Source organism: Parashewanella curva, from assembly GCF_003675895.1.
In the GTDB taxonomy this organism is placed as follows: Bacteria; Pseudomonadota; Gammaproteobacteria; order Enterobacterales; family Shewanellaceae; genus Parashewanella; species Parashewanella curva.
In genome coordinates, this window is sequence record NZ_ML014757.1 from 24,844 (window position 1) to 45,799 (window position 20,956).

Below are 20,956 nucleotides of genomic sequence, written 5' to 3' on the forward strand. Positions count from 1 at the left end.
CTTATAGCGAGCTATATTTATCGCGTAAACGCTGTCTAACCACTTCTGCAATCGTGTTGAAGAAGAAAGTAAATACGAATAGAACAAATGCAGCGAGGAACAATACTCGGTAGTGTGAACTGCCAATCGCCGACTCCGGCATCTCTACAGCAATGTTTGCCGCCAAAGTACGCATACCTTCGAAGACACTCCAGTCCATAATTGCGGTGTTACCTGTTGCCATTAGTACAATCATGGTTTCACCAACAGCGCGACCTAAGCCCATCATCACTGCAGAGAAAATACCAGGGCTTGCAGTAAGTAAGACTACGCGAGTTAAGGTTTGCCATTGAGTTGCCCCAAGCGCCAAACTGCCGTTTGATAAGTGACGAGGTACCGAGAAAATCGCATCTTCTGCAATCGAGAAAATGGTAGGAATGACCGCGAAGCCCATTGCGATACCCACAACCATGGCATTGCGTTGGTCGAATGGGATACCTAAATCGTTAGTGATGTATGAACGCATGTCACCACCAAAGAAAGCGATTTCAATCGACGGACTGATAGCAAATGAGAACCATCCCACAAAACAAATCACAGGGATCAGCATTAACTCTTGATAAGTTTCAGGTAAGCGGTTTTTCCAATTACGTGGTAGCTTGCTCCAACCAAATGCAGAGGCCAATACTGACGTTGGCAGCAAAATAAGAAGTATCACAATGCCCGGCAAATTTTCCTCAAACAATGGGGCTAACCAAAGACCAGCCAAGAAACCAAGAATTACGGTTGGTAATGCTTCCATAATTTCAATGGTTGGCTTAACCACACTACGTACTTTTCCAGACATGAAGTAAGCAGTGTATATTGCGCCAGCAATCGCTAGAGGCACAGCAAACAACATGGCATAAAAAGCCGCTTTCATGGTTCCGAAAGCCAATGGCATCAAGCTCAACTTAGCTTCAAAGTCGTCTGAACCTGACGTCGACTGCCAAACAAATTTTGGCTCTGGATAACCTTCATACCAAACTTTTTCCCACAAAGCACTCCAAGAAACTTCTGGATGAGGGTTATTAACTTTAAATAAATGTAGTTTGCCAGCAGTTTCAACAACAAGACCATCTGAGCGAGGGTTAAAACCCATAGCTTGAGTTTTACCTATGTTGAACGATTCACTAAGTAATTCACGGTGACTGGTAGTATAAAGAAGTGTCAAAGTTCCATCAGGGCTACCAACAACAAAGCTTTTGCGGAAAAACTCAGTCGCCATGCTAGATACTGGAGGAACGTTATCGAAGTTACGAATTAATTGATACAAACGCCCTTTTTCACTCGCAACTTGGAAATATTGCTCAATCTCTCCGGAGTCATAAGAAACCATAATAGAACTTGCACCAGACAACAGTTGAATATCTGTAACATGGGTGTTAGCACGTTCTAAATTAATCACTTGGAATAAGCTGGTTTCGTCCATGTATCGAATATCATAGACAAATACTTTGTCATCAGACATCAACATTAGCTGACGCTGATAAGGTGTAATGAGTGCTTTAGAGATATGTCTTGGTGTATCTTCTAATTTTGATTCTTCGGCAACCCACTCAACTTCTTCGGTGATCATGTTTTCTTCACCTTCAAAACGCTTCAACACAAATTGTTTGTCAGCATTTTGAAATAAAATTGAGATCTTACTCGGATTGTAAGCGAAAGAAATATGCTCAATAGGTTCACCAGATTCACTTACCAATAGTGGTGTTTCGCCCGCAGGGTATGAAACTTCTGGCGCGATGGTACGAACATTATTTGGATAAGAAACACCAAACTTAATAGAAAGCAATAACGCTTCACCATTACTCAAACCTAAAGCAAACATTTGTTGATCAGGCATTGAGCGGCTACTACTGACTACTTGTACCCCAGCTGGTAATTTTGGCTTAAAGTCTAAAACTTGCTTACCAGAAGCCGCATTATAAAATTGCACTTCACCAGTTTGAGTAACACGATAAACGACTTCATTTTGTTCATCGCTACCGACCATCAAACTCACACCTTTATCACTTAGTTCAGCAATAGTATTGGCTGGAGTTAAGGTAGCACTATCAAACACAGGTTTGATCACATAGAGCAGATAGAAGAAGATAAGTAGCAGAGCAACAAAGACCATTGTACCACCAATAGATACACCGATTTGTGTTGCTTTATCCTTGATTGTCCGTCGACTCGTAACGCCGCGCAATAAAAGCGACTTAGAATCAGGTGGAATGACCTGACTTTCCATTAAGAACCTCTATTTTTATTTCTGAGTGAGTCGAGAAAACCTCGAATTCACTTGTCCTTTTTTCACCGTGGGAATTTTATGACGTAAAGATTACACTAATATTACAAATAAGCCGAAACCATTGCGTTTATTAAACTCTAACTTATTTATTTTGAAAAAATTATTACATGCAGTTGAAAATTCGGTGACGCATTTATCAAACAGAATAAAACTAAATGAATTCACCAAGAACAGGGACGATAGACAGCACCAATAATCCTGCCATACAAAAGTTGAATAAACGTTGCTGACGCTCGTTTTTAAGCCATGTTTTTAATTTTGCACCCGCTAAAAGCCAAACACCTACACATGGAAATGCAGAGGCAAAAAAGACCAATGCAATGATGCAAACTTGGAACAATAAACTTGTCGACATACTACTGTAAGTGGCTATAGCACCTGTAGCCATGATCAATGCTTTAGGATTAAGCCATTGAAATATTGCCGCTTGAATAAAAGTGAGTGGTTTTGCTGACTCGACTTCTAACTTGCTCGTTGGTGTGTTGGCAATTTTCCAAGCAAGATAAAGTAAATACAGGATGCCGAGAACTTTAATAATATCATGCAGTATTGGAAAGAGCTTAAACAGCACATCAAACCCTAATCCTACCCCAATAACCATGATAGGAAAGCCGACACAAATACCCAAAAAATGCGGTAAGCTGCGTTTAATTCCATAATTCATGGCTGAGGTCATGATCATTAAGTTATTAGGCCCCGGCGTTACCGACGTTGAAACAGCAAACAAAAAAATGGCCAACAGATGTTCCATTACAGCTTGCTCCAGTTCAAATAAGCCTCATCAGCCAAATTTAATAGTTCCCTATCCTCTTGTGTATCACCATAAGCATAAATTCGGTCAAAATCGGCTAACTTAAACGCTTGAGTCACTCTTACTGCCTTTCGATTTCGACTACAGTCACCATTAATGTAGCGGCCAGAACATTGATTGTTATTCATGCTAAGCTCACTGCAAAGTAGTTGAAAACCATTCGCTTTGCACCAAGGCTTTAGATAGAGATCCAATGAGGCTGAAACCACCACAATGACATCGCCGTTTGCTTTATGCCATTCCAGTTGTTCCTTTGCTCGTTCCATCACACAATCAGGAATGACCCGCTTGGCATATTGAACACCATAGCGTTCTAGCTCATGTTGATTTCTATAGCTAAAAGCAACAAAGCTCGCAATAGGACGCATTATATGGGTCGGTAATTCCCCTGCTTTATAGAGTAAATAGAAAGGTAAGATGACAATATTACCGATAATTTTCCTCTTTTTTCTTGCAGCAAAGGTTAGAAATGGAGAAAACATATCTGTATCAGTAATGGTTCCATCAAAATCAAACAGTGCTAGATTAGGCATGTTTTTTTTGAACCCTAGGCTGTAATAAACTTCGAATTGATACTTGAGAAATAATCATTCCTGCCAACATTAACCCACAACCGAATAGTTCTTTTTCTGTCAGCATTTGATCTAATAACCACATGCCGCCTAAAGCAGCGAAAACCGCTTCTAAACTAAGAATAATTGAAGCATGTGCTGGATGCGCTTTTTTCTGAGCAACAATTTGCAGTGTATAAGCGATGCCTACAGAAACTAAACCACCGTAAAGAAGTGCACCAGACGCAGAAACAATATTTTCAACACTTGTGGTTTCGATAAATAAAGAAGTTATAAGACTCAGCACACCGCAAATTGAAAATTGAATAAGGGATAATGCTAATGCTGAATTTTTCTTTGTAAAATGATCAATAACTAAAATATGCAGTGCCCAGAAAAATGCTCCCACCAGCTGTAGAGTATCACCATAGCCAATGCTAAGCCCCTCTTTAACACTTAAAAAGTACAACCCTATTAGTGCTAATCCACACCCTAACCATGTGTTAAGCCCAGTTTTATGTTTGAGAGCCAGACCCAAAATTGGAACAATCACAATATAAAGACCAGTGATAAAACCTGCATTAGCTGCAGTAGTATAAAGCAGTCCAACTTGCTGTAATGATGCCCCAACAAAAAGCAAAAGCCCCATTAAGCTGGCTCCAACAATCAAGGACTTCTTGTCACCTAAATCCAGCTTATTTTTTTTATGAAAGAAGTAAATCAACGGCAACAAACTCAATGCTCCCACTAAGAAACGATAACCATTAAATGCGAAAGGCTCTAGATGCTCCATGCCTAAAACTTGTGCAATAAACCCAAAACCCCATAAGGCTGCCGTTAATAATAAAAGAAGATTAGCCACCCAGATTTACCTTTGCTGAAAATGCGAAAGCAGAAATGTTACCCTTTTGTATACAATTTACAAGCGTTATAGGCAGTATGATTTGATATACTCCTACTCAAAATATAAATATGAGCAAAGCAATGTTTGGAACACTTTCAAAAATGGCGGTATCTCTAAATGAAGAAAACACCGTTCAATACCACCTTAGAGTTGCCGATAAGCAACTCCATTTAAACCCTATCATTGGGAATAAACTGACACTGACTCATACAGGGAAAATTCTTTGTAGCAATTGTGGAAAACGCACCAAGAAAAGTTACTCTCAAGGCCACTGCTTTGTTTGTACTCAAAAGCTAGCCAGTTGCGACTTATGCATTATGAAACCAGAAACTTGCCACTTTGAGCAAGGCACATGCCGTGAGCCTGATTGGGCACAAACTCACTGTTTCGTTCCTCATTATGTTTACCTTTCTAATACCTCTGGGCTAAAAGTGGGTATTACACGCCATAGCCAAATTCCAACTCGTTGGATAGACCAAGGTGCAACTCAAGGCTTGCCTATTTTCAAAGTTTCCACTCGACAACTTTCTGGCTTAATTGAAGTTGAACTAGCCAAATTGGTGAACGATAAAACTCATTGGCAAGCCATGCTAAAAGGTAATGCAGCAGATCAAGATTTAAGCGCTCGTGCTGACGAGTTGATCCCACAAATCGAGAGTCGATTGCATGAACTCTGTATGGAAAATGGTGAATATGAAATTGAACGCTTAAATGAAAATACGCAACCCATTCACTTCCCAGTTACAGAGTTTCCCACTAAAGTGAAATCTCATAACTTTGATAAAACTCCAGAAGTTTCTGGCACATTAATCGGCATCAAAGGGCAATATTTAATATTCGATACAGGTGTCATCAATATCAGAAAGTTCACGTCTTATGAGGTTGAAGTGTCTATCGGTGCTTCAGAGCAACAACCTAAATCTGAGCAGTTGAGTTTAGTATGAACGAATTTTACAAAGAGTTGATTACTCACACTGACAATTGGGTCAAACGTGTGATCATGAAATACAACATTTGCCCATTTGCTCGCCAAGAAATCGAGAGCAACACGATTCGCTACTTAGTCATTGATGAAACTAAAATCGCGAAACTGGCAGATAAACTCGTTGAAGAATACCAATACCTCGACCAACACCCTGAAGTGGAAACAAGCTTGATGATTTTGGCAAATGGTTTTGGCGACTTTAATCGCTATCTTGGAGCTGTTTATTTAGCAGAAGACTTGATTGAAGACTTAGGTTATGAAGGAACATACCAAATAGCCAGCTTTCATCCTGAGTATTGCTTTGAAGGTGAAGATTTTGATTCAGCAACGAATTACACTAACCGTTCTCCCTACCCTACTTTACATATCATCAGAGAGGCGAGCATAGAAAAGGCACTGGAAAACTATAATGAGCCAGAATCAATTCCAGAGCGAAACATCGCTTTTACCGAACGGAAAGGGGCTGCTTTTTTTATAGAGTTATTGAAGTCATGTAAAAGCAATTAATTTCACCTTTTACAATTCAGATTAAATACAGCTGAGTTTTGTTAGTCTTTATAAAGTAGCTCTGAAAAGTTAAGGTCATGAATCATGTCAACAACTATCTCCTATTGTAGGATTGACGGAGAGTTACTGACTTTAAGCCCTAAAGGTGAGCCTCCACAAGCTGCTGCTACGCTGCGGCAGTATTTTGAAACCTCAGCAAACAAAAAATACGAAGTATTAGCCATGCCTGGAAGGTTAAGTGAAGATTGTTATATACATCATGTCGCTATCGTTAATGAACAACTTCCTCGTTTTTTAAATAATGAACCTTTACTTCCAGTATTATTCGAAAATGACGAAGAGATAAAAAGATTTAACAGATCATGGAAAGCTAACTTTGATCCTAACGAAACACTACAACACAAAAACTCAAATCAATTTGATTTAAGTAAAAAAGATAAACTCTCCTCTGCGTACGAGCATGTATTAGATCTTATCATCAAAAACTCTCCTTTTTACCCACTGAATCAAGCCAAAGATAACTGGCATAACATTTCAACGGTATATATTGCCGCTATAAACGGAAGCGCTGGACAGCATTGGGTGGGCGGATTCAATAACTCCGAATTTTTCACACCAGCTAGACTGATCGAACATTTAGATGGTTATAACTTGACAAAAGTGAACGATTGGCGAATCACCAGTGATGGCTCGGCAGATTATCTAACACCTAACGAACTTGTGCCAAGAGAACTCGCCTATTCAAGAGACTGTAATCTTCACTGGCGTTGGAGAAAGCTCTTGGTTACTCCATTTAGCAAGCCTTTTGCTCTAGAGGTATCAAAAGAGCTTAAAGCTCAGGGTTACAACAATTTTTCTGTCACTGGCTATCAATGTTATCTATTATCTTGTCCAAAACTAATCACAGAAACTGAGCCTCAACGAGGTATCAAAATGGGCGCAGGATGGCTTAATATTTCAAGAAAAGGTGTAACTGTAACTTACCTTGTTTCTAGTGAAACTGAACCTATTAAAATAGAATTTCCTTCTTAAGACATCAAGGCACCTTGTCTAGGTGCCTTTAATCAAGATATAAGTTCTTAACTCTGACAATAGAACCCATTTTCCTTCAAAATATCACAAGCTTTGTCAGCAATAATTTTGTGAGTTATTGTGGTCGGATGCACACTATCCCAGAACATATACTGCTCAGGGTGCAGGCATATCTTCCCGTTAGGTATTGCCATTTCATTAGCAGCACGCAAACTCGGGTTCGTTTCTTCTAGGTTAGTATCATCAATACCAGGTGTCGGTATCCGTGAACAAGGCTCATGAATATCCTTAAAACCATAGCTATCGGCATTATCCATAATCCCCTTAAAAATGGCATTAGCATCGACTAAAACTAGTTTTACACCTTTTCTTTCATACTTCCGTTTTAACTCTCTATATTTATCTTCCTGAAGTTGATTATTTAAATCTATTAAGCGCTTAGTTTCTGCCGCTTTATCTTTAGCGCCACCGCTTATATAACGAGGGGTAAGTGATATATCGGGCATATTCAACCACGCAATATTTCTAGCACCATATTCAATTTCTTGCTCAATAACCTCGGCCTGAACATTAACTACTCGCTGAGGATCTTGATAAAGGTTGAGGTAATCATTACCACCAAAAAACACTACGGCTAAGTCATTAGGCCTGTAGTCCCCATATTTATAATGAACTCCTTTGGCAATTAAATCTAAGCATGGGGGAATTAAACTACCATTAATCATATCCTTAGCGACTTTAGTTAAATCACCAAACAAATCTCCAATACCTATTACTTTATCAGTCAAACATAAGGTCCAACCACCAGCATGAGACACATTGATATATCTTTGTTTGTTACTGGTAGGTATTCCCATTTTTTTAGACAAATATTCAGGCCAAAGTAATCCATTGCTCCATCGGCCGTTGTCATAATGCTTTGCAGGAAGGACAGGTACAGCTTTTGATACGGTTAAAATACTAATCGCAGCACTTAAAATCCCTCGTTCAACTGTACGGCAAGGTATCAGCTTCCAACTACAGAACCAACCATAACCCGGAATACGATCCGATAACCAAGATCTCACCCAAGGTTGAATATGATCTATCCCTGCATCTCCTGTTTCTCCATTCATGGTTTTTAGCAAATAGAGCGTAGAGTTGTCCCCCCCATCATCGGAGAGACTGTCTCCGAGAATGATCAATCTATCAACTTTTCTGGGCTCAGCCTTTACCAAACTCTGAATCCCGAGAATACAAAACAAAGTCAGGACTACGGTAAATAGTCTTTTATATTTACGTAGATACATCACAATTTACCTCACATACAAAGTGATTATCACGTATATGTTAACAAGGGGAAAGGAAATGCTTTAGAGCATTACTTTATTAATAAGACGGAACCTGTATGAGACGTTATTCGCTAGACTTTTCCATAATGATCCCTGCAGATTGAACATCACTATGATCATAAGTTGAAATGCTACCTTGCCCAAGGTAACTTTTTATTGTTGCATCTCCATGTCCTCCCCCTACAGACAGCGGCTTCCAGGCGTCTTTTAGTGCTTCAATTAAATTTGCATAATCGTTTTCACCATCCTTGCTATAACAGTTAATTGGTATATTGGGCAAATTATCTTTACCAAATAAATTTGCACCCGAGATGAAACAAAGCGCCGTTACCGTCTCAGCAGAAGCATTAGATGGTATAAAAACAAAACTAAAAAACAGGGCTAGCAAATTTGCGAATAAGCATTATGAGTAAGCAATTAAACATTTATGAAAAAGCATTTATAGTAACCGCGTAAAACGCGGCTAAATTAAGTAGAGCGATTTTCAAACTACGCCTGAACAACCCTCCGATAGACGATAACGAGATTGCTCCTTTCTCACCTCGGAGGCATACTCAAATACACTAATACTCGGCAGAAAACTTTGCCGTTTTGATCTATCTTCCATTTCTCCCTCCCTGAGACCAATTTTAAGTAAGTTCAGCGCTGCATGAGCACCATTATTTATTTTCAAACTATATGAAGAGTTATCTTTATAATGTCTTTCCCATACTTCTAGCATCAATTTAGTATCCAAGCCATTTAATGTCACTTTGAACTTACTGTCTTTTAATTCACAACCCCATCGACGAATACCATTAGCTAAATGCTCCATTTGCTGTGGGTCATAAAATTGTTGTTTTACCCGATTGAACTCACGGGTTTTATACATAGCTAAATAGAATTTATGATCATGAGGATCAAAATCATCTTCAAATGACAAATAGTGTAATGTATATTCAGATTGTAAAAGCAACGCCACATGACGCTTGTTAAAATTTAACACCATCACATCATCATTATTTAATGGAAGCTGAGAGACAAATATTGCAGCCGCAACCACATCAGCCCCTGTTATGATGGGAGTTCTACATGTATTCCAAATCCCCAAAAAACCAGTAACCAAAATATTACTAGAAGAAGGAATGGATAACGTATAAGTGCGAAGACGAGATTCTGACGAACGTTCTTTAGAATAAGTAGAACCGAATACTACTTGTGGCTGTTGACCATTTACACTACCGTTAACACTTACAGGGTTCCCCCCTTGGTTCGGTGCAGACATAACTCCGAAGTGTCGGAACATACTTTTCTAATTTATGTAAAACTTATTCATTTTATACAATATGTTTCCCCCAAAAGCTGGTTAACCTTTGTTCATCATCATTATAGAGGCCGTAACATATTGTAAAAAAGTATTAAAACTCTTGTGGTTAATCCTATTCAGCAGGTATTGTGGCGTTAATATAAAATATTGGAATATGCGAATGCTTCAAACTTCCGAGCCTAGCACCTTAAGAAATACATTGCTGATCACAGCTTTTGATGTTCAAAAGCTCTTTTTTCAACGCCGTGGCGTCATTGCCATAAGCTGTTTTTCATTGGTTTGGCTTTTTCTTCTTATTTATCCTATCCATGGTGCAGTAGAACTGTTAAATAACCCTAATTTCAAAGATTTTATTATTGGTTTTGCTCAAATGAGCCAAACTGAAAAACTACTAAACTGGCAAGTGCCTGAACTTACCGTTTACTGGGTCATTGCCCTTTACCTCTATCCAATGTTCAGCATCATTATAACCGCCGATCAATTTGCTTCAGATAAACAAAGAGGCACGTTACGATTTTTACTGTTGAGATCGAATAGAGATAGTCTATTCTTCGGTCGATTTTTGGCACAAATGCTTATTCAAACCATACTAATCGCCCTTTCTCTCTTGGCCACCATATTTCTAGCTTGTTACAGAGATATCGATTTACTGCTGCCATCACTTTCATCGAGTGGCTTCATTGTTATCGCCCTTATTATTAACCTTTTACCTTACACTGCTTTAATGTCTCTGCTTTCGCTTCACGCCAATAGTGCACGTCAAGCCACACTCTATGCGGTGTTATTTTGGATGTTAACTAGCTTGGGACTTGCCATACTCAACTACTTTTTTCCAGTAACCGAATTTTTACAGTTCATAAAACCCGGAGTGCAACTGTCTGACATGCTCAATACCCAAGGAGCTGGAGTACTAACATATTCAATGCTCCCTATAATTCAAGCCGTCGCTTTCTTAGCCTTAGGTAGAGTTTACATGCAAAGGAGTGCGTTATGAGTATTATTGTTGCCAAATCACTGAGCAAACATTACGGAACTAATAAAGCTCTTGATCAAGTGAGCTTTGAAATAGAAGACGGTCTTCCTACAGCACTTGTTGGCCCCAATGGTGCAGGCAAAACAACATTGTTTAAACTCATTTGCGGATTTATGGCTCCAACTTCTGGAGAAATTGAAATTTTGGGGCACAAAGCGGGGAGTAATTCATTAATTAGTAAGATGTCTGCTCTACCTCAAGACAGTTTACTTGATCCTAACTTAGCCATAATTACCCAACTTACTCAATTTGGTCAGCTCCAAGGCTTAAGCCATACCAAGGCTAAACATGAAGCAATAAAGGTTTTAGAGATAGTTGAACTCACTGATGCTGCGAAAGAAAAACCCACAGCATTAAGTCATGGTATGGCTAAGCGAGTAGCTATTGCACAATCATTAATTGGCGAACCAGAATTAATTTTATTGGATGAGCCGACCGCAGGCATCGATCCATCAAATGCTAAAACTATCCGCACATTAATTACTGAGCAAAGAACTAAGAGTAAGTTCTTAATCAGTTCACATAACCTTGATGAACTCGAAAAACTCTGTGATCAAGTTTTGTATTTAGACAATGGACAATTACAGCAATCATTGTCTATTCATCAACACTCTGACTCTTTTGAGTTTTTAACCCTTACCCTCAAAGGCTCAGAAAATCTAAAGCCAATCATTAAAGAAATCCAAAAAATACCTCTAGTTAGCAACATTGTTCAGACACAATCAAACGAATTGTCACTTCAATATGATTCTGAACATAGCCTAGATTTTGAAGTGCAATTACTGACCTGCTTACATAAAAAACAATGCCAATACCAAAGCATTTATAAAGGTAAACGATTAGAAGATAAGCTATTTTCCTAACTGCAATTATATTGAAAAGTTGCAACTTACCTTAATTTAGTCAAACTTTAAGGATAAATTGTAACTTTTCAATGGTAATGAGTATGTCCTTCTCAGGTATTTCAGCAGCGAGCCAAACAAGTAAAGCTTCAGTCACTGATACTGAAAATGTATCGCCCACAACTGTGAAAGTGAGTTTCGGCAAAGGAAAAACCTACATTGCCACAGTAGCTGAATCCCCCATTGAAGGTCATGACTACGATGTGACAATAAAACAAAGCGTTATTACTAGATTTATTAGCTTTTTTCAAGAAATGATAGATTTGCATTTCGGAGATGAAGACGCTCAAACTACTAAACAAAAAACTTTTGATAAAGTCGCAAACATTGCTATTAAAGAATATCAATCAAGGGTAGCACGCCCGACATCACAAACACTTTCATATGTGATCCCTACACCTCAACCGCAACATACTTTAACACATTCTGAACCAAGGCCAGAATTAAAACACTTTCCCACAGCCCCTTCTCAGTCAAGTGCTTATCGAATCCAAGATATACAGGGGCACAGTTCAAGTGCAGCATCACCGCAATATCATAACGAACCTAAGTTAAATGAAACCCCCACGTTTGATGATGCCGTACAAGATTTACAAAAAGATTACTCGTGGATCGATTTGGATTCAATTGCTAATCATCAGGATGTGAGAATGAGTAAACAATTAGTTTCTCAAGCTTTAGCTTCGTCAAGCCTGCGCCCGCAAGAGCAATTTACCCAGCAAGAACAAAATGCTATCAGGCTAGCTGGGCATCAAGTTATGCAGGCAGAACTTGCTCGCACTTTTGGAAATATGTATCTAACTACCAACCCATCTTCGGTAGAAGCTACATCTGTTAGCCTAGAAACTCAACTATCAGAAGTTCAGCAAGTTGTGTTATCTAAACAAGACTTCAAAAATTTAAAAGCCTTTTTAAATCATGACAATAAAAATATGAGCTATGCCTTGGGTGCTTTTATTCATCATCGTCCGGATGGCAAGTTAAACATCGACAACTATAGGGATATACTTAAGAATCCAACAACCAAGCCTGCAATGGTTATTAGAGAGTGCCATAAATTTTTGGCCGATAAGATACAAGAATCAAAATTTCAAGCGGAGATAGAATACGCTAAGCAACTCTCTTCGCCTCCTACTGACATGGTAGATCGAGTTTCACCTGAAAACAGAAAGAACTACAATGAATGTATGGCAAGAATAGAACATATGATACATTCCAGAAATATTACTAGAGCGGAGTTTATCAAAAAGATAAAGCAAGCAGGTTTCGGAGAGGGTATATTCGCAATTGAAAGCAGAGTTGCATTGAAAGATCAGCCTTGGAAAACCTATGATTCCTTTGATCCTCAATCAAAGGTTGTTCGAGTTCACGCAAATGTTGACAAATTCAATACAGAACGCAGTGCTCTTCAATTAAAAATACTAAGTGAGACGCTCTAAAGAAAAAGCCGAAACTCAATGAGTCACGGCTTTCGAATTCTTATTGCTCTAATCAGTATTAACCAATTACAGATACTTCTTCAGCTTGAGGACCTTTTTGACCTTGAGTTACGTTGAACTCAACTTTTTGGCCTTCTTCAAGAGTTTTGAAGCCATCAGAAAGGATAGCGCGGAAGTGAACGAATACGTCTGGACCTGATTCTTGCTCGATGAAACCAAAACCTTTGTCAGAGTTGAACCATTTAACGGTACCAGTAGTCTTTGCCATGATATAAATCCTGTAAATTTTAAATTTAAGCCTTAGCGGCGGTGGAGCTGAAAATGCCGGTATTACTTATGTTTTACAGGACGAACAGGTCGTGATGAATACATAAATATAAGTCCAACTTTCTAGCTGAGTAGACTATATACCATTTTGCAACTATGTCAACTTACGAACCACGGTTAAAAAAAAAATTAATAAAATCAGCTAAAAATATGAAAAATCTTCAGATTTTTTTGCTTAAACACTGAGCTTTAAACTGAACTATGACTGACTAAAACTCCATTAAATTCAAATCGAAGGTGTATTATTGTCGTCGATGTAATTGAAGCTTAAAGTCAAGCTCACACTCTAATCCTTGCTGACATAACTGTTGTTTTTGTGAGTCATCTAACTTCCAAGCATAAGGTGTCATATTAAGAAAATTTTCAATATCATCTTTTTGTTTTAAATTGATTTTCTGCTGCAATCTTTCACTAAATATTAATTCAAACCCATCAAGATTATCCGTTTCTTCTGGATGTGGCTTTGGTTCCTTATAGATCACGGTTTTCAAAAACCAATGATGTATGGGACCTGCTGAAACGGTTAAAAGAACCCCACCCGGTTTAATAATTCTTTTTAACTCTTCCAATTTCGATGGTGCATAAATTCTTAAGACAGCGTCAAGAGATTGTGGCGCAAATGGCGTATCAAAGGCGCTAGCGACACAAAAAGTAATGTCTTTATAGCGTTTAGCACCATATCTAACAGCAACTTTAGAAATATCCAAACCGTAGATTTGAAGCGATTTAACTTGCAATGCTTCTGCCAAACGTCCTGTGTAATAGCCTTCTCCGCAGCCTAAATCTAACATTGTAGCGTGATTTTTCAGATGTTCTTCTAGCAGAACATTTACTCTATCACTTAAAAATTGATAATGGCCTTGGTTCAAGAACTCCCGTCTTGCCTGCATCATCAATTGATTATCACCCGGATCTTTTGATTTTTTCTTTTGAACTGGTAGTAAATTTACATAGCCTTCTTTTGCAATATCAAAGCAATGATTCTGAGAACAGCGCCATGTTCGGTTATCCAATTTCAAAGAAGATTCACAGATTGGGCAAATATACGGCATAAGGAGAACTCTGAGGTAAGCCAATAAAATAAGGCCGCAAGTATATACTGAAGTGAAAAAATTTTCTGGCTAGGGGCTGTTTATCTTTCAGGATGAAATTTTGTGCTGTTTGAGCGCTTTTCTGTTCAAGGCGTGAGTAATGAGGCTTAGCATTCTAAGTAAATTGCTCACAACACAGAACAGGAAGCGCTCAAAAGCATCGAAGACAGCGTAAATTGGTCATTTCTGCAGCGTTATCGCTTGTTCATGTGGAGCAACCACACTTCACAAGCTCCGCCTTGCATAAAATAACCAATTTATCGCTGCAAAAATAATCTCGAAAGATAAACAGCACCTAATAAGGCCAGTTAAATTTACTGACCTCAAATTCATAACGATAAAATTTACGCTTGCTTTATCAAACCTAACGGCAGAGAACCACTGGATAAGTCATGGAACTTATGCAGATTTGGGAACAGCTTACCTAACTCATTTTTCTGTACACCAAACCACATGGCTAATTCAGCATAGGCGACATCAGTAGAGGTAGTCGGAATAAGCACTCCATTACCTACATCAAGAGAGTTTGAACTACCTAACGTCAAGTCTGGGTATCTACCGAATACCTTACCTCCATCTACAGGCCCTCCCATAACCATAACGTTGCCGCCCCAACCGTGGTCGGTACCATTACCGTTTGAGGTTAGCGTCCGTCCGAAGTCTGAACCCGTCATAGTCACAACTTGTTCAGTAAGTCCCATTTGATCCAAACTAGCCTGGAACTCTCCTAATCCTCGGCTCAGCACTCGCAACATGCGTTGCTGGTTATCTAAAAGCTCATCATGATGATCCCAGCCCATATAACGGATAAAGAAAGTTTGCTGCGGCGTACCAAGTTCATCAGCTGCTTTGATACTTTGCGCCACCATTTTCAATTGTTGAGATAGAGGTGAACCCGAAAAACGCCCCGGAACTCGTACACTTTTAATCGAGTCTCTAAACTTCTCATGCAATGATTGAGCTTTACGAGTTAATGATAAGTACGTCTGCTTGAAAGGATCATTGTCATATTTGTAGTTAAGCAAGGCTTCGAAGTTCTTTAATATGATACGATTTAGCTCACGCATATCACTAGATTGACGACGACTCGGTTTCACTACTAAGCCAACACTTCCCTTCTCTGTAATCGCATAACTGGTACTTCCTACACCGTCTTGCATAATATTACGGCCAGCGAGTGAAATCCCCATCGGTATTTGATTCAGTTTAGGGTTAGGTTGAATTGAGTCAGCCATAAACCCAAACCAGCCTTGATTAATTCGCTCATTCGGTCTTGCTGATTGCCAATGCTTGAATTGATCTGAGTGAGACATCAAGCCCAGTGGCAATTTCGCACTGTTGTTTTTAAAGCTTTCCTTTGTAACAGGCTCAACTAACAGACCAATATTTGAAATAAAGGACAGCTTCTTTTTAGCAAATAAATCTTGCACTTCAGGCATACTTGGGTGCAAAGCAAAAGTTCTGTTATCCTTATCTTTAAAACCATCAAGCGCCAACAGTTTTGGGTGCTTTAAAGCTAAGTTACTTCTGGTTTTGTTGTATTCAGCATAATGGTGCTGAGAGTATGGTACCAACATGTTATAGCTGTCATTACCACCATCAAGCATAATGAAAACCAGTGCTTTTTGATTTTTTATATTTGATTGATTTCCCGCGGAAGGCGCCGCAAAAGATGGTGCGACACCTGTAATACCAACACCTGCAGCTACCGCAGCACTGGATTTCAAAAATCGACGTCGAGATATGTTTGTAGTAGACATGATTAAGCCTCCTGCACTGTAAATTCTGGTGAAATCGTTAACATGAACGCAATCGTTTGCACCACCCACTCTGGGTTATTTTTAAACTGCTGGAATGACGATTTTATCTGCTCATGAATATCTAGCTTATGCTTACCCGTTAAAATAAGACTCATGCGCTTTATCAGGTCATCGTGCTGACCATCTTTTGCCATTTGGATTTCTTTGCTGAAGTTCAACTTTAAGGAGTCTTGTTGGTTTTTCTTTAATACATTCGGATTAAGCTCTGGTACGTTTTGCATCGTTGGAGAGCGATTAATGACTGTAGATACGGCTGGATAAAAGCCTCCGAAGAACCAGAAATACATCATGTTGGTATAAGAAATAGAAGTTGCAGAAGTATGAAGTTCAAACTCCGGCGCAACCAAGCCTAGATCTTCAATCTCACCGTGAGGGGTAAAATCAGGCTTATAAAAGTTAAACACACTAGGAGAGGACATAGGTAGCTGCTGTGTCAGCTCTTTAATGTCGTCACCTATAAACCACAACTTGCCTGAATTGTTGTGGGCATTAAAAGCTCTTAAAATTTGAGTGGTTCTCAATGCTGGTGATTTTAATTTTTGGGATTGCACTCCGTCATCATGAGAGGCAAAATTGGCATCGCTTGCTGGGTTATTGAGTGGATAAAGTAAAATTTCTTTAATCGCAGCTCTTAAATCACCTTGAGTACCAAATTTATCAGCAACCGCTTTTACATACGCTTTAGATGGATTTGAAGTCACCAGTTGATTGATCAATTTAGTGGCAATAAATGGTGCTGCACTTGGGTGGCTAACTAATGAGCGAGTAACGCTTCTAATTTCTTGTTCACAGCTTTGATTACCTGGAAGATTAATATGGCCATTTAGCAAACGCTTAGGTTCACGGTCATGGTAATTTTCATCGGCTGTCATAGGTTTGACCATGTTTACAAATGGCACAACTTTATACGACTTATCAACACCATCATTAAAGCCAACGTCATGGCCATTGAAACTGGGCTGCCAAAAGCTGGTTTGCCATTCATATTGATAACTATTTGCTTTTAATCCAGTGAATACTCGTGCCATTGCACGAATATCGACATTGTCATAAGTCGGAATATCTTCACCACGACTGTTTTGTTTGCGGGTGCCATCTGGATTTAATTCAAACAATCCGATACTAAACAGCTGCATGATCTCACGCGCATAGTTCTCATCTGGATGAATATGTTTCGCAGGGTCAGCCTTGCGGTTGTTCATATGAGAGAGGTAAATACCCATACAAGGATGGAACGAAACGTCGTATAGAAGATCGGCAAAGTTACCAAAAGCATGCTTATATAATAAATCGTAATAGCTTGCCATACCGACGGAGTTTAGCTCTAACAAAGAGTTGTCTGAGATAACCAAAATTTCGCTCAACGCTTGTGCAACTCTCTGCCTTAGTAAACCTGAGTTTGATTGTAAGGTATGGTCCCACCATGCCATTCGAAAATACCACTTATAAGGAAGTGCAGGGTTATTGCCTTCCCCGTTAATTGCGTGTTCACCGTAAGTTGAAACCAGCTTTTGCCGGAACTGTTGCCATATTTGATTGGTCTTCGATTCAAAAAGGGATGGCTCAGCTTGATGCTGTAACTCCTGCTCTAACCAATTTTCAGCACCAACTTCCTGTACTTGACGGATCAAGTTGTAGTCTGCTCCCAAAGTCGCTTGCATTAAAAAGCGACTACTTCTTTCATACTGCTTCATGAGCTTTACCTTAGACTTCTTATTTAATGCTTTTTTCATAATGACCATTACGGTTTTAACATACCGCACTCCACGTTTGATTGACTTTGTTTGCTATCTAAATAACCTGAGCTCTGCATAAGCAACACGATACTGATTTCGTTATAAAGGTTCAGGTTAAACAGGTAGATTTTCACAATGTAAATCAATTCATATAAATTTGAAATATGGAGACATTCAAAATGAATCACCATCAACAATTGTACTGTAAACAAAGTAGAACAAATAGAGTAAATACCCTTTATTTTCAGATGATTACAAAACTTAAACCGTCATCTTTCTGACGATTTAAGTCGATAAAATTATTTTCTAGCATTCGTCAAAATTTTTACCCATAAAACAGCGGTTTAAGGTTAAATAGTAAACAAATTTACTTTTTTTGAAATACAACAACACATCACTCGGTCTTAACAAAAAGCTAACAATCATTTCGAATGGACGAGTGAACGCTATGACCAACAAACTGAAAGTGAACAATACTTACCTCAAAACGCTGTTAATCACGGCTCCTTTTTTACTTGCCGCAACCAATGCTTCTGCAGGGGCTTGGGTAGCTGAGAAAGGCGCAGGATATGCCAAGCTTGGTTACGCTGGCTATGACGCAGATAAATATAAGGGAAACAACCCTACTTTTGAGAGCTTTAAAAGTGATAATGTCTCATTCTATGGCGAGTACGGACTAGGAAATAATTTTGCTCTATATGGTTCTCAATTATTTCAATCATACGACCAATCTGACTCAAAAACGGGCCAAAACAGTGCAAGTGGTTTAAGTGACACTGAGCTTGGTATTAAATACCAATGGCAAGCTAACCCATTTGTTTTCTCCACTTCGTTTTTAGTTAAAGCACCACTATTTTATAAAGCAGAGGACGGTTTAGGTAACCACCAAGTAGATTATGAAGCACGTGCTCTTATCGGAAAGAGCTTGAATGAATACGGTTACTTTGGTCTTGAAGCTGGTTATCGTTTAAGAGCTGGTGCACCATCTGATGAATACCGTTACCTTGTTGAATATGGTTTTGATTTTAATAAAATCTGGTACTTCCGCACTAAATTAGACGGTACCCTAAGTGCAAAAAACTCAGATACCCCAAATACAATCAACTCAAATCTATCTAACCCACTGGAATTTGACGTAGGAAAGCTTGAGCTCACTACAGGTCTAAAGCTTGGCAACAAAGCTTTCAAAGGTTATGGCATTGAATTTACCTATACCCGCGAAATTTACGGTGAGAATGTATTAGAAGGTGACCGTTTTGAGTTGGCTTTAACCAAAGTGTTTTAACCCTTAACGAAACACAAAGGGAGCGTTTCCTTTGTGTTTTTTCGAATCTACAAATTACCGAACAAAATTTTCATAAAGGGTTGTTTAGCCATGTCGTCGATAAGTTGGTTTTTTATCACCACTCATTTTGTTTTATTAGGCATTTTATGCCTCTTTGGTCTTCATCGCCTTTCAATGGTATTTCGCTGGTTTAAATACCGTCATTATCAACCAACGCAACCTAAAGCATTTTCAACATTACCCAAAGTAACGGTGCAAATCCCCCTTTATAACGAACGCTTAGTTGCCAAACGTATTGTTGACTCAATCGTAAAGCTCGAATACCCACAAGATAAATTGCAAATTCAAATTGTTGATGACTCAACCGACGAAACTTGTGAGCTTATCGCTGAAAGAGTAAAACACTACCAACAGCAAGGCATTAATATTCAGCATGTTCAGCGTATCCACCGCTATGGCTTTAAAGCTGGAGCATTAAAAGATGCCATGGAGACTGCCACTGGTGAGTTTATTGCCATATTTGACGCTGATTTTATTCCGCACCCTGACACCCTACTAAAAACCATTCACCATTTTACTCAAGAAGATATGGCGATGGTGCAGTTCAGGTGGGAGCATTTAAACCGAAGAAGTAGCCTATTAACCAAACTCCAAGCCATTATGCTTGACGCTCACTTTGGTCTAGAACAACGAGTCCGCTGTGCCAGTGGTATGTTATTCAACTTTAATGGTACCGCTGGTATTTGGCGCACCGAAGCCATTATTGATGCTGGTCATTGGAGTGCAGATACCCTCACAGAAGATCTCGATTTAAGTTATCGCGCACAGCTTGAAGGCTGGAAAATGCGTTATTTGAATGATGTAACCTGCCCCGGTGAATTACCTGCGGATATGAATGCCTTTAAAAGTCAGCAATTCCGATGGGCAAAAGGTGGTGTGGAAGTCATGATGAAAATGCTTCCAACCGTATGGAAAGCTAAAATTCCTTTCACCAAAAAACTAGAATCAACTTTCCACCTTTCTAACAACCTTGCGTATTTTGTCATGCTGGTTGATACCTTAATCTTTTTAGTACCCAGTTTGTACCTCAGAGATCAACATGACTTCGTCAATGTTTGGTGGCTAGATATTCCATTGTTAGCCATGTCCTCTGGCGGGCATTTGGCTTACTTGTTTTTCGGGCAAGTAGTTTTAGGTCGCTCGAAGTCTCGCGCATTTTTAAAACTTCCCAGCTTAATGGTGCTTGGAATTCTACTTGCTATCAACAACTCAAAAGCAGGCTTAGAAGGTTTGTTTGGTATGCGATCTGAGTTTGTTCGCACTCCAAAAACTGGTGAGCTAGGCAATGAAGTGGATTCGTCACAAGTAAAAGTCAAAGCAGAGAAAAAACAATATCGAGCTATTGCTCCTAAAGGTGCATTGTTTGAATTGGCAATAGCCCTTGTCTATTCCACTGTATTTTTATGGGCGGTAGGACAAGGTCATTGGTTTATGTTGCCATTCTTACTGTTATTGGCTGTGGGTTTTGTACTCTCCGCGCTTCATAGCTTTTATAGTCACATACAGCTATCAAAGCAATAAG

The 20,956-nt window shown here is 39.1% G+C and carries 19 protein-coding genes; 8 read left to right on the forward strand and 11 right to left on the reverse strand.

All coding sequences use genetic code 11. The features are described from left to right. Window position 1: 1 nt before the first annotated feature. From D5018_RS03295 to D5018_RS03310, 4 genes are all read right to left on the reverse strand, one after another. Window positions 2-2,254, reverse strand: coding sequence for an ABC transporter permease subunit (locus D5018_RS03295; RefSeq protein WP_121837561.1), 2,253 nt, complete (start codon window positions 2,252-2,254; stop codon window positions 2-4). 211 nt (window positions 2,255-2,465) lie between these two features. Then, a complete protein-coding gene (locus D5018_RS03300; RefSeq protein WP_121837562.1) occupies window positions 2,466-3,065 on the reverse strand; it encodes a LysE family translocator in 600 nt (199 codons plus the stop codon). Then, window positions 3,065-3,658 carry an HAD-IB family hydrolase gene (locus D5018_RS03305; RefSeq protein WP_121837563.1) on the reverse strand — a complete coding sequence of 198 codons (594 nt, stop codon included), beginning with the start codon at window positions 3,656-3,658 and terminating at the stop codon, window positions 3,065-3,067. The genes D5018_RS03300 and D5018_RS03305 overlap by 1 nt, the downstream gene beginning before the upstream one ends. Further along, on the reverse strand, window positions 3,651-4,538 hold the full coding sequence (locus tag D5018_RS03310; protein ID WP_121837564.1) for a DMT family transporter: 888 nt from the start codon (window positions 4,536-4,538) through the stop codon (window positions 3,651-3,653). Before D5018_RS03310 ends, D5018_RS03305 begins: the two co-directional genes overlap by 8 nt. Window positions 4,539-4,660: 122 nt before the next feature. On the opposite strand from D5018_RS03310, the gene D5018_RS03315 reads away from it, so the two are divergent. From D5018_RS03315 to D5018_RS03325, 3 genes are all read left to right on the forward strand, one after another. After that, window positions 4,661-5,524, forward strand: a complete 864-nt coding sequence (locus D5018_RS03315) for a DUF2797 domain-containing protein (RefSeq protein WP_121837565.1) — start codon at window positions 4,661-4,663, stop codon at window positions 5,522-5,524. Beyond that, window positions 5,521-6,072, forward strand: a complete 552-nt coding sequence (locus tag D5018_RS03320) for a DUF1415 domain-containing protein (protein ID WP_121837566.1) — start codon at window positions 5,521-5,523, stop codon at window positions 6,070-6,072. The genes D5018_RS03315 and D5018_RS03320 overlap by 4 nt, the downstream gene beginning before the upstream one ends. Window positions 6,073-6,156: 84 nt before the next feature. Further along, on the forward strand, window positions 6,157-7,104 hold the full coding sequence (locus D5018_RS03325) for a hypothetical protein (protein ID WP_121837567.1): 948 nt from the start codon (window positions 6,157-6,159) through the stop codon (window positions 7,102-7,104). A gap of 47 nt (window positions 7,105-7,151) precedes the next feature. Here the strand turns inward: D5018_RS03325 and D5018_RS03330 are convergent, their stop codons facing one another. The 3 genes from D5018_RS03330 to D5018_RS03340 form a co-directional block, all read right to left on the reverse strand. Then, window positions 7,152-8,393, reverse strand: coding sequence for an SGNH/GDSL hydrolase family protein (locus D5018_RS03330; RefSeq protein WP_121837568.1), 1,242 nt, complete (start codon window positions 8,391-8,393; stop codon window positions 7,152-7,154). Between the two features lie 106 nt (window positions 8,394-8,499). After that, a complete protein-coding gene (locus D5018_RS03335; RefSeq protein ID WP_121837569.1) occupies window positions 8,500-8,823 on the reverse strand; it encodes a hypothetical protein in 324 nt (107 codons plus the stop codon). A 96-nt stretch (window positions 8,824-8,919) separates the two neighbouring features. Beyond that, the gene (locus D5018_RS03340) at window positions 8,920-9,699 is read right to left on the reverse strand and encodes a hypothetical protein (RefSeq protein WP_121837570.1); all 780 of its coding nucleotides are present in this window, start codon (window positions 9,697-9,699) and stop codon (window positions 8,920-8,922) included. A gap of 202 nt (window positions 9,700-9,901) precedes the next feature. On the opposite strand from D5018_RS03340, the gene D5018_RS03345 reads away from it, so the two are divergent. From D5018_RS03345 to D5018_RS03355, 3 genes are all read left to right on the forward strand, one after another. Then, window positions 9,902-10,735 (forward strand): ABC transporter permease, encoded by an 834-nt coding sequence (locus tag D5018_RS03345; protein ID WP_121837571.1) that lies wholly within the window; start codon window positions 9,902-9,904, stop codon window positions 10,733-10,735. Continuing rightward, window positions 10,732-11,637 (forward strand): ABC transporter ATP-binding protein, encoded by a 906-nt coding sequence (locus tag D5018_RS03350; protein ID WP_121837572.1) that lies wholly within the window; start codon window positions 10,732-10,734, stop codon window positions 11,635-11,637. Before D5018_RS03345 ends, D5018_RS03350 begins: the two co-directional genes overlap by 4 nt. A gap of 170 nt (window positions 11,638-11,807) precedes the next feature. Then, complete coding sequence (locus D5018_RS03355; protein WP_133309222.1) at window positions 11,808-13,115, forward strand: VHS/ENTH/ANTH domain-containing protein; 1,308 nt, start codon at window positions 11,808-11,810, stop codon at window positions 13,113-13,115. A gap of 58 nt (window positions 13,116-13,173) precedes the next feature. Here D5018_RS03355 and D5018_RS03360 read toward each other — a convergent pair whose 3' ends face one another. The 4 genes from D5018_RS03360 to D5018_RS03375 all read right to left on the reverse strand — a co-directional run bounded on the left by D5018_RS03360 (window position 13,174) and on the right by D5018_RS03375 (window position 18,047). Then, a complete protein-coding gene (locus tag D5018_RS03360) occupies window positions 13,174-13,383 on the reverse strand; it encodes a cold-shock protein (RefSeq protein WP_121837574.1) in 210 nt (69 codons plus the stop codon). A 301-nt stretch (window positions 13,384-13,684) separates the two neighbouring features. Further along, window positions 13,685-14,494: a 23S rRNA (guanine(745)-N(1))-methyltransferase gene (rlmA, locus tag D5018_RS03365; RefSeq protein ID WP_121837575.1), complete on the reverse strand. Its 810-nt coding sequence runs from the start codon at window positions 14,492-14,494 to the stop codon at window positions 13,685-13,687. A 383-nt stretch (window positions 14,495-14,877) separates the two neighbouring features. Continuing rightward, window positions 14,878-16,293 (reverse strand): DUF1501 domain-containing protein, encoded by a 1,416-nt coding sequence (locus tag D5018_RS03370; RefSeq protein WP_121837576.1) that lies wholly within the window; start codon window positions 16,291-16,293, stop codon window positions 14,878-14,880. 2 nt (window positions 16,294-16,295) lie between these two features. After that, complete coding sequence (locus D5018_RS03375) at window positions 16,296-18,047, reverse strand: DUF1800 family protein (protein ID WP_121837632.1); 1,752 nt, start codon at window positions 18,045-18,047, stop codon at window positions 16,296-16,298. A 490-nt stretch (window positions 18,048-18,537) separates the two neighbouring features. Here D5018_RS03375 and D5018_RS03380 point away from each other — a divergent pair, with 490 nt between their 5' ends. After that, window positions 18,538-19,374 carry a hypothetical protein gene (locus D5018_RS03380; protein ID WP_121837577.1) on the forward strand — a complete coding sequence of 279 codons (837 nt, stop codon included), beginning with the start codon at window positions 18,538-18,540 and terminating at the stop codon, window positions 19,372-19,374. 90 nt (window positions 19,375-19,464) lie between these two features. Next, entirely contained in the window at window positions 19,465-20,955 is a 1,491-nt protein-coding gene (locus tag D5018_RS03385; RefSeq protein WP_121837578.1) for a glycosyltransferase, read from the forward strand. Window position 20,956 lies beyond the last annotated feature (1 nt).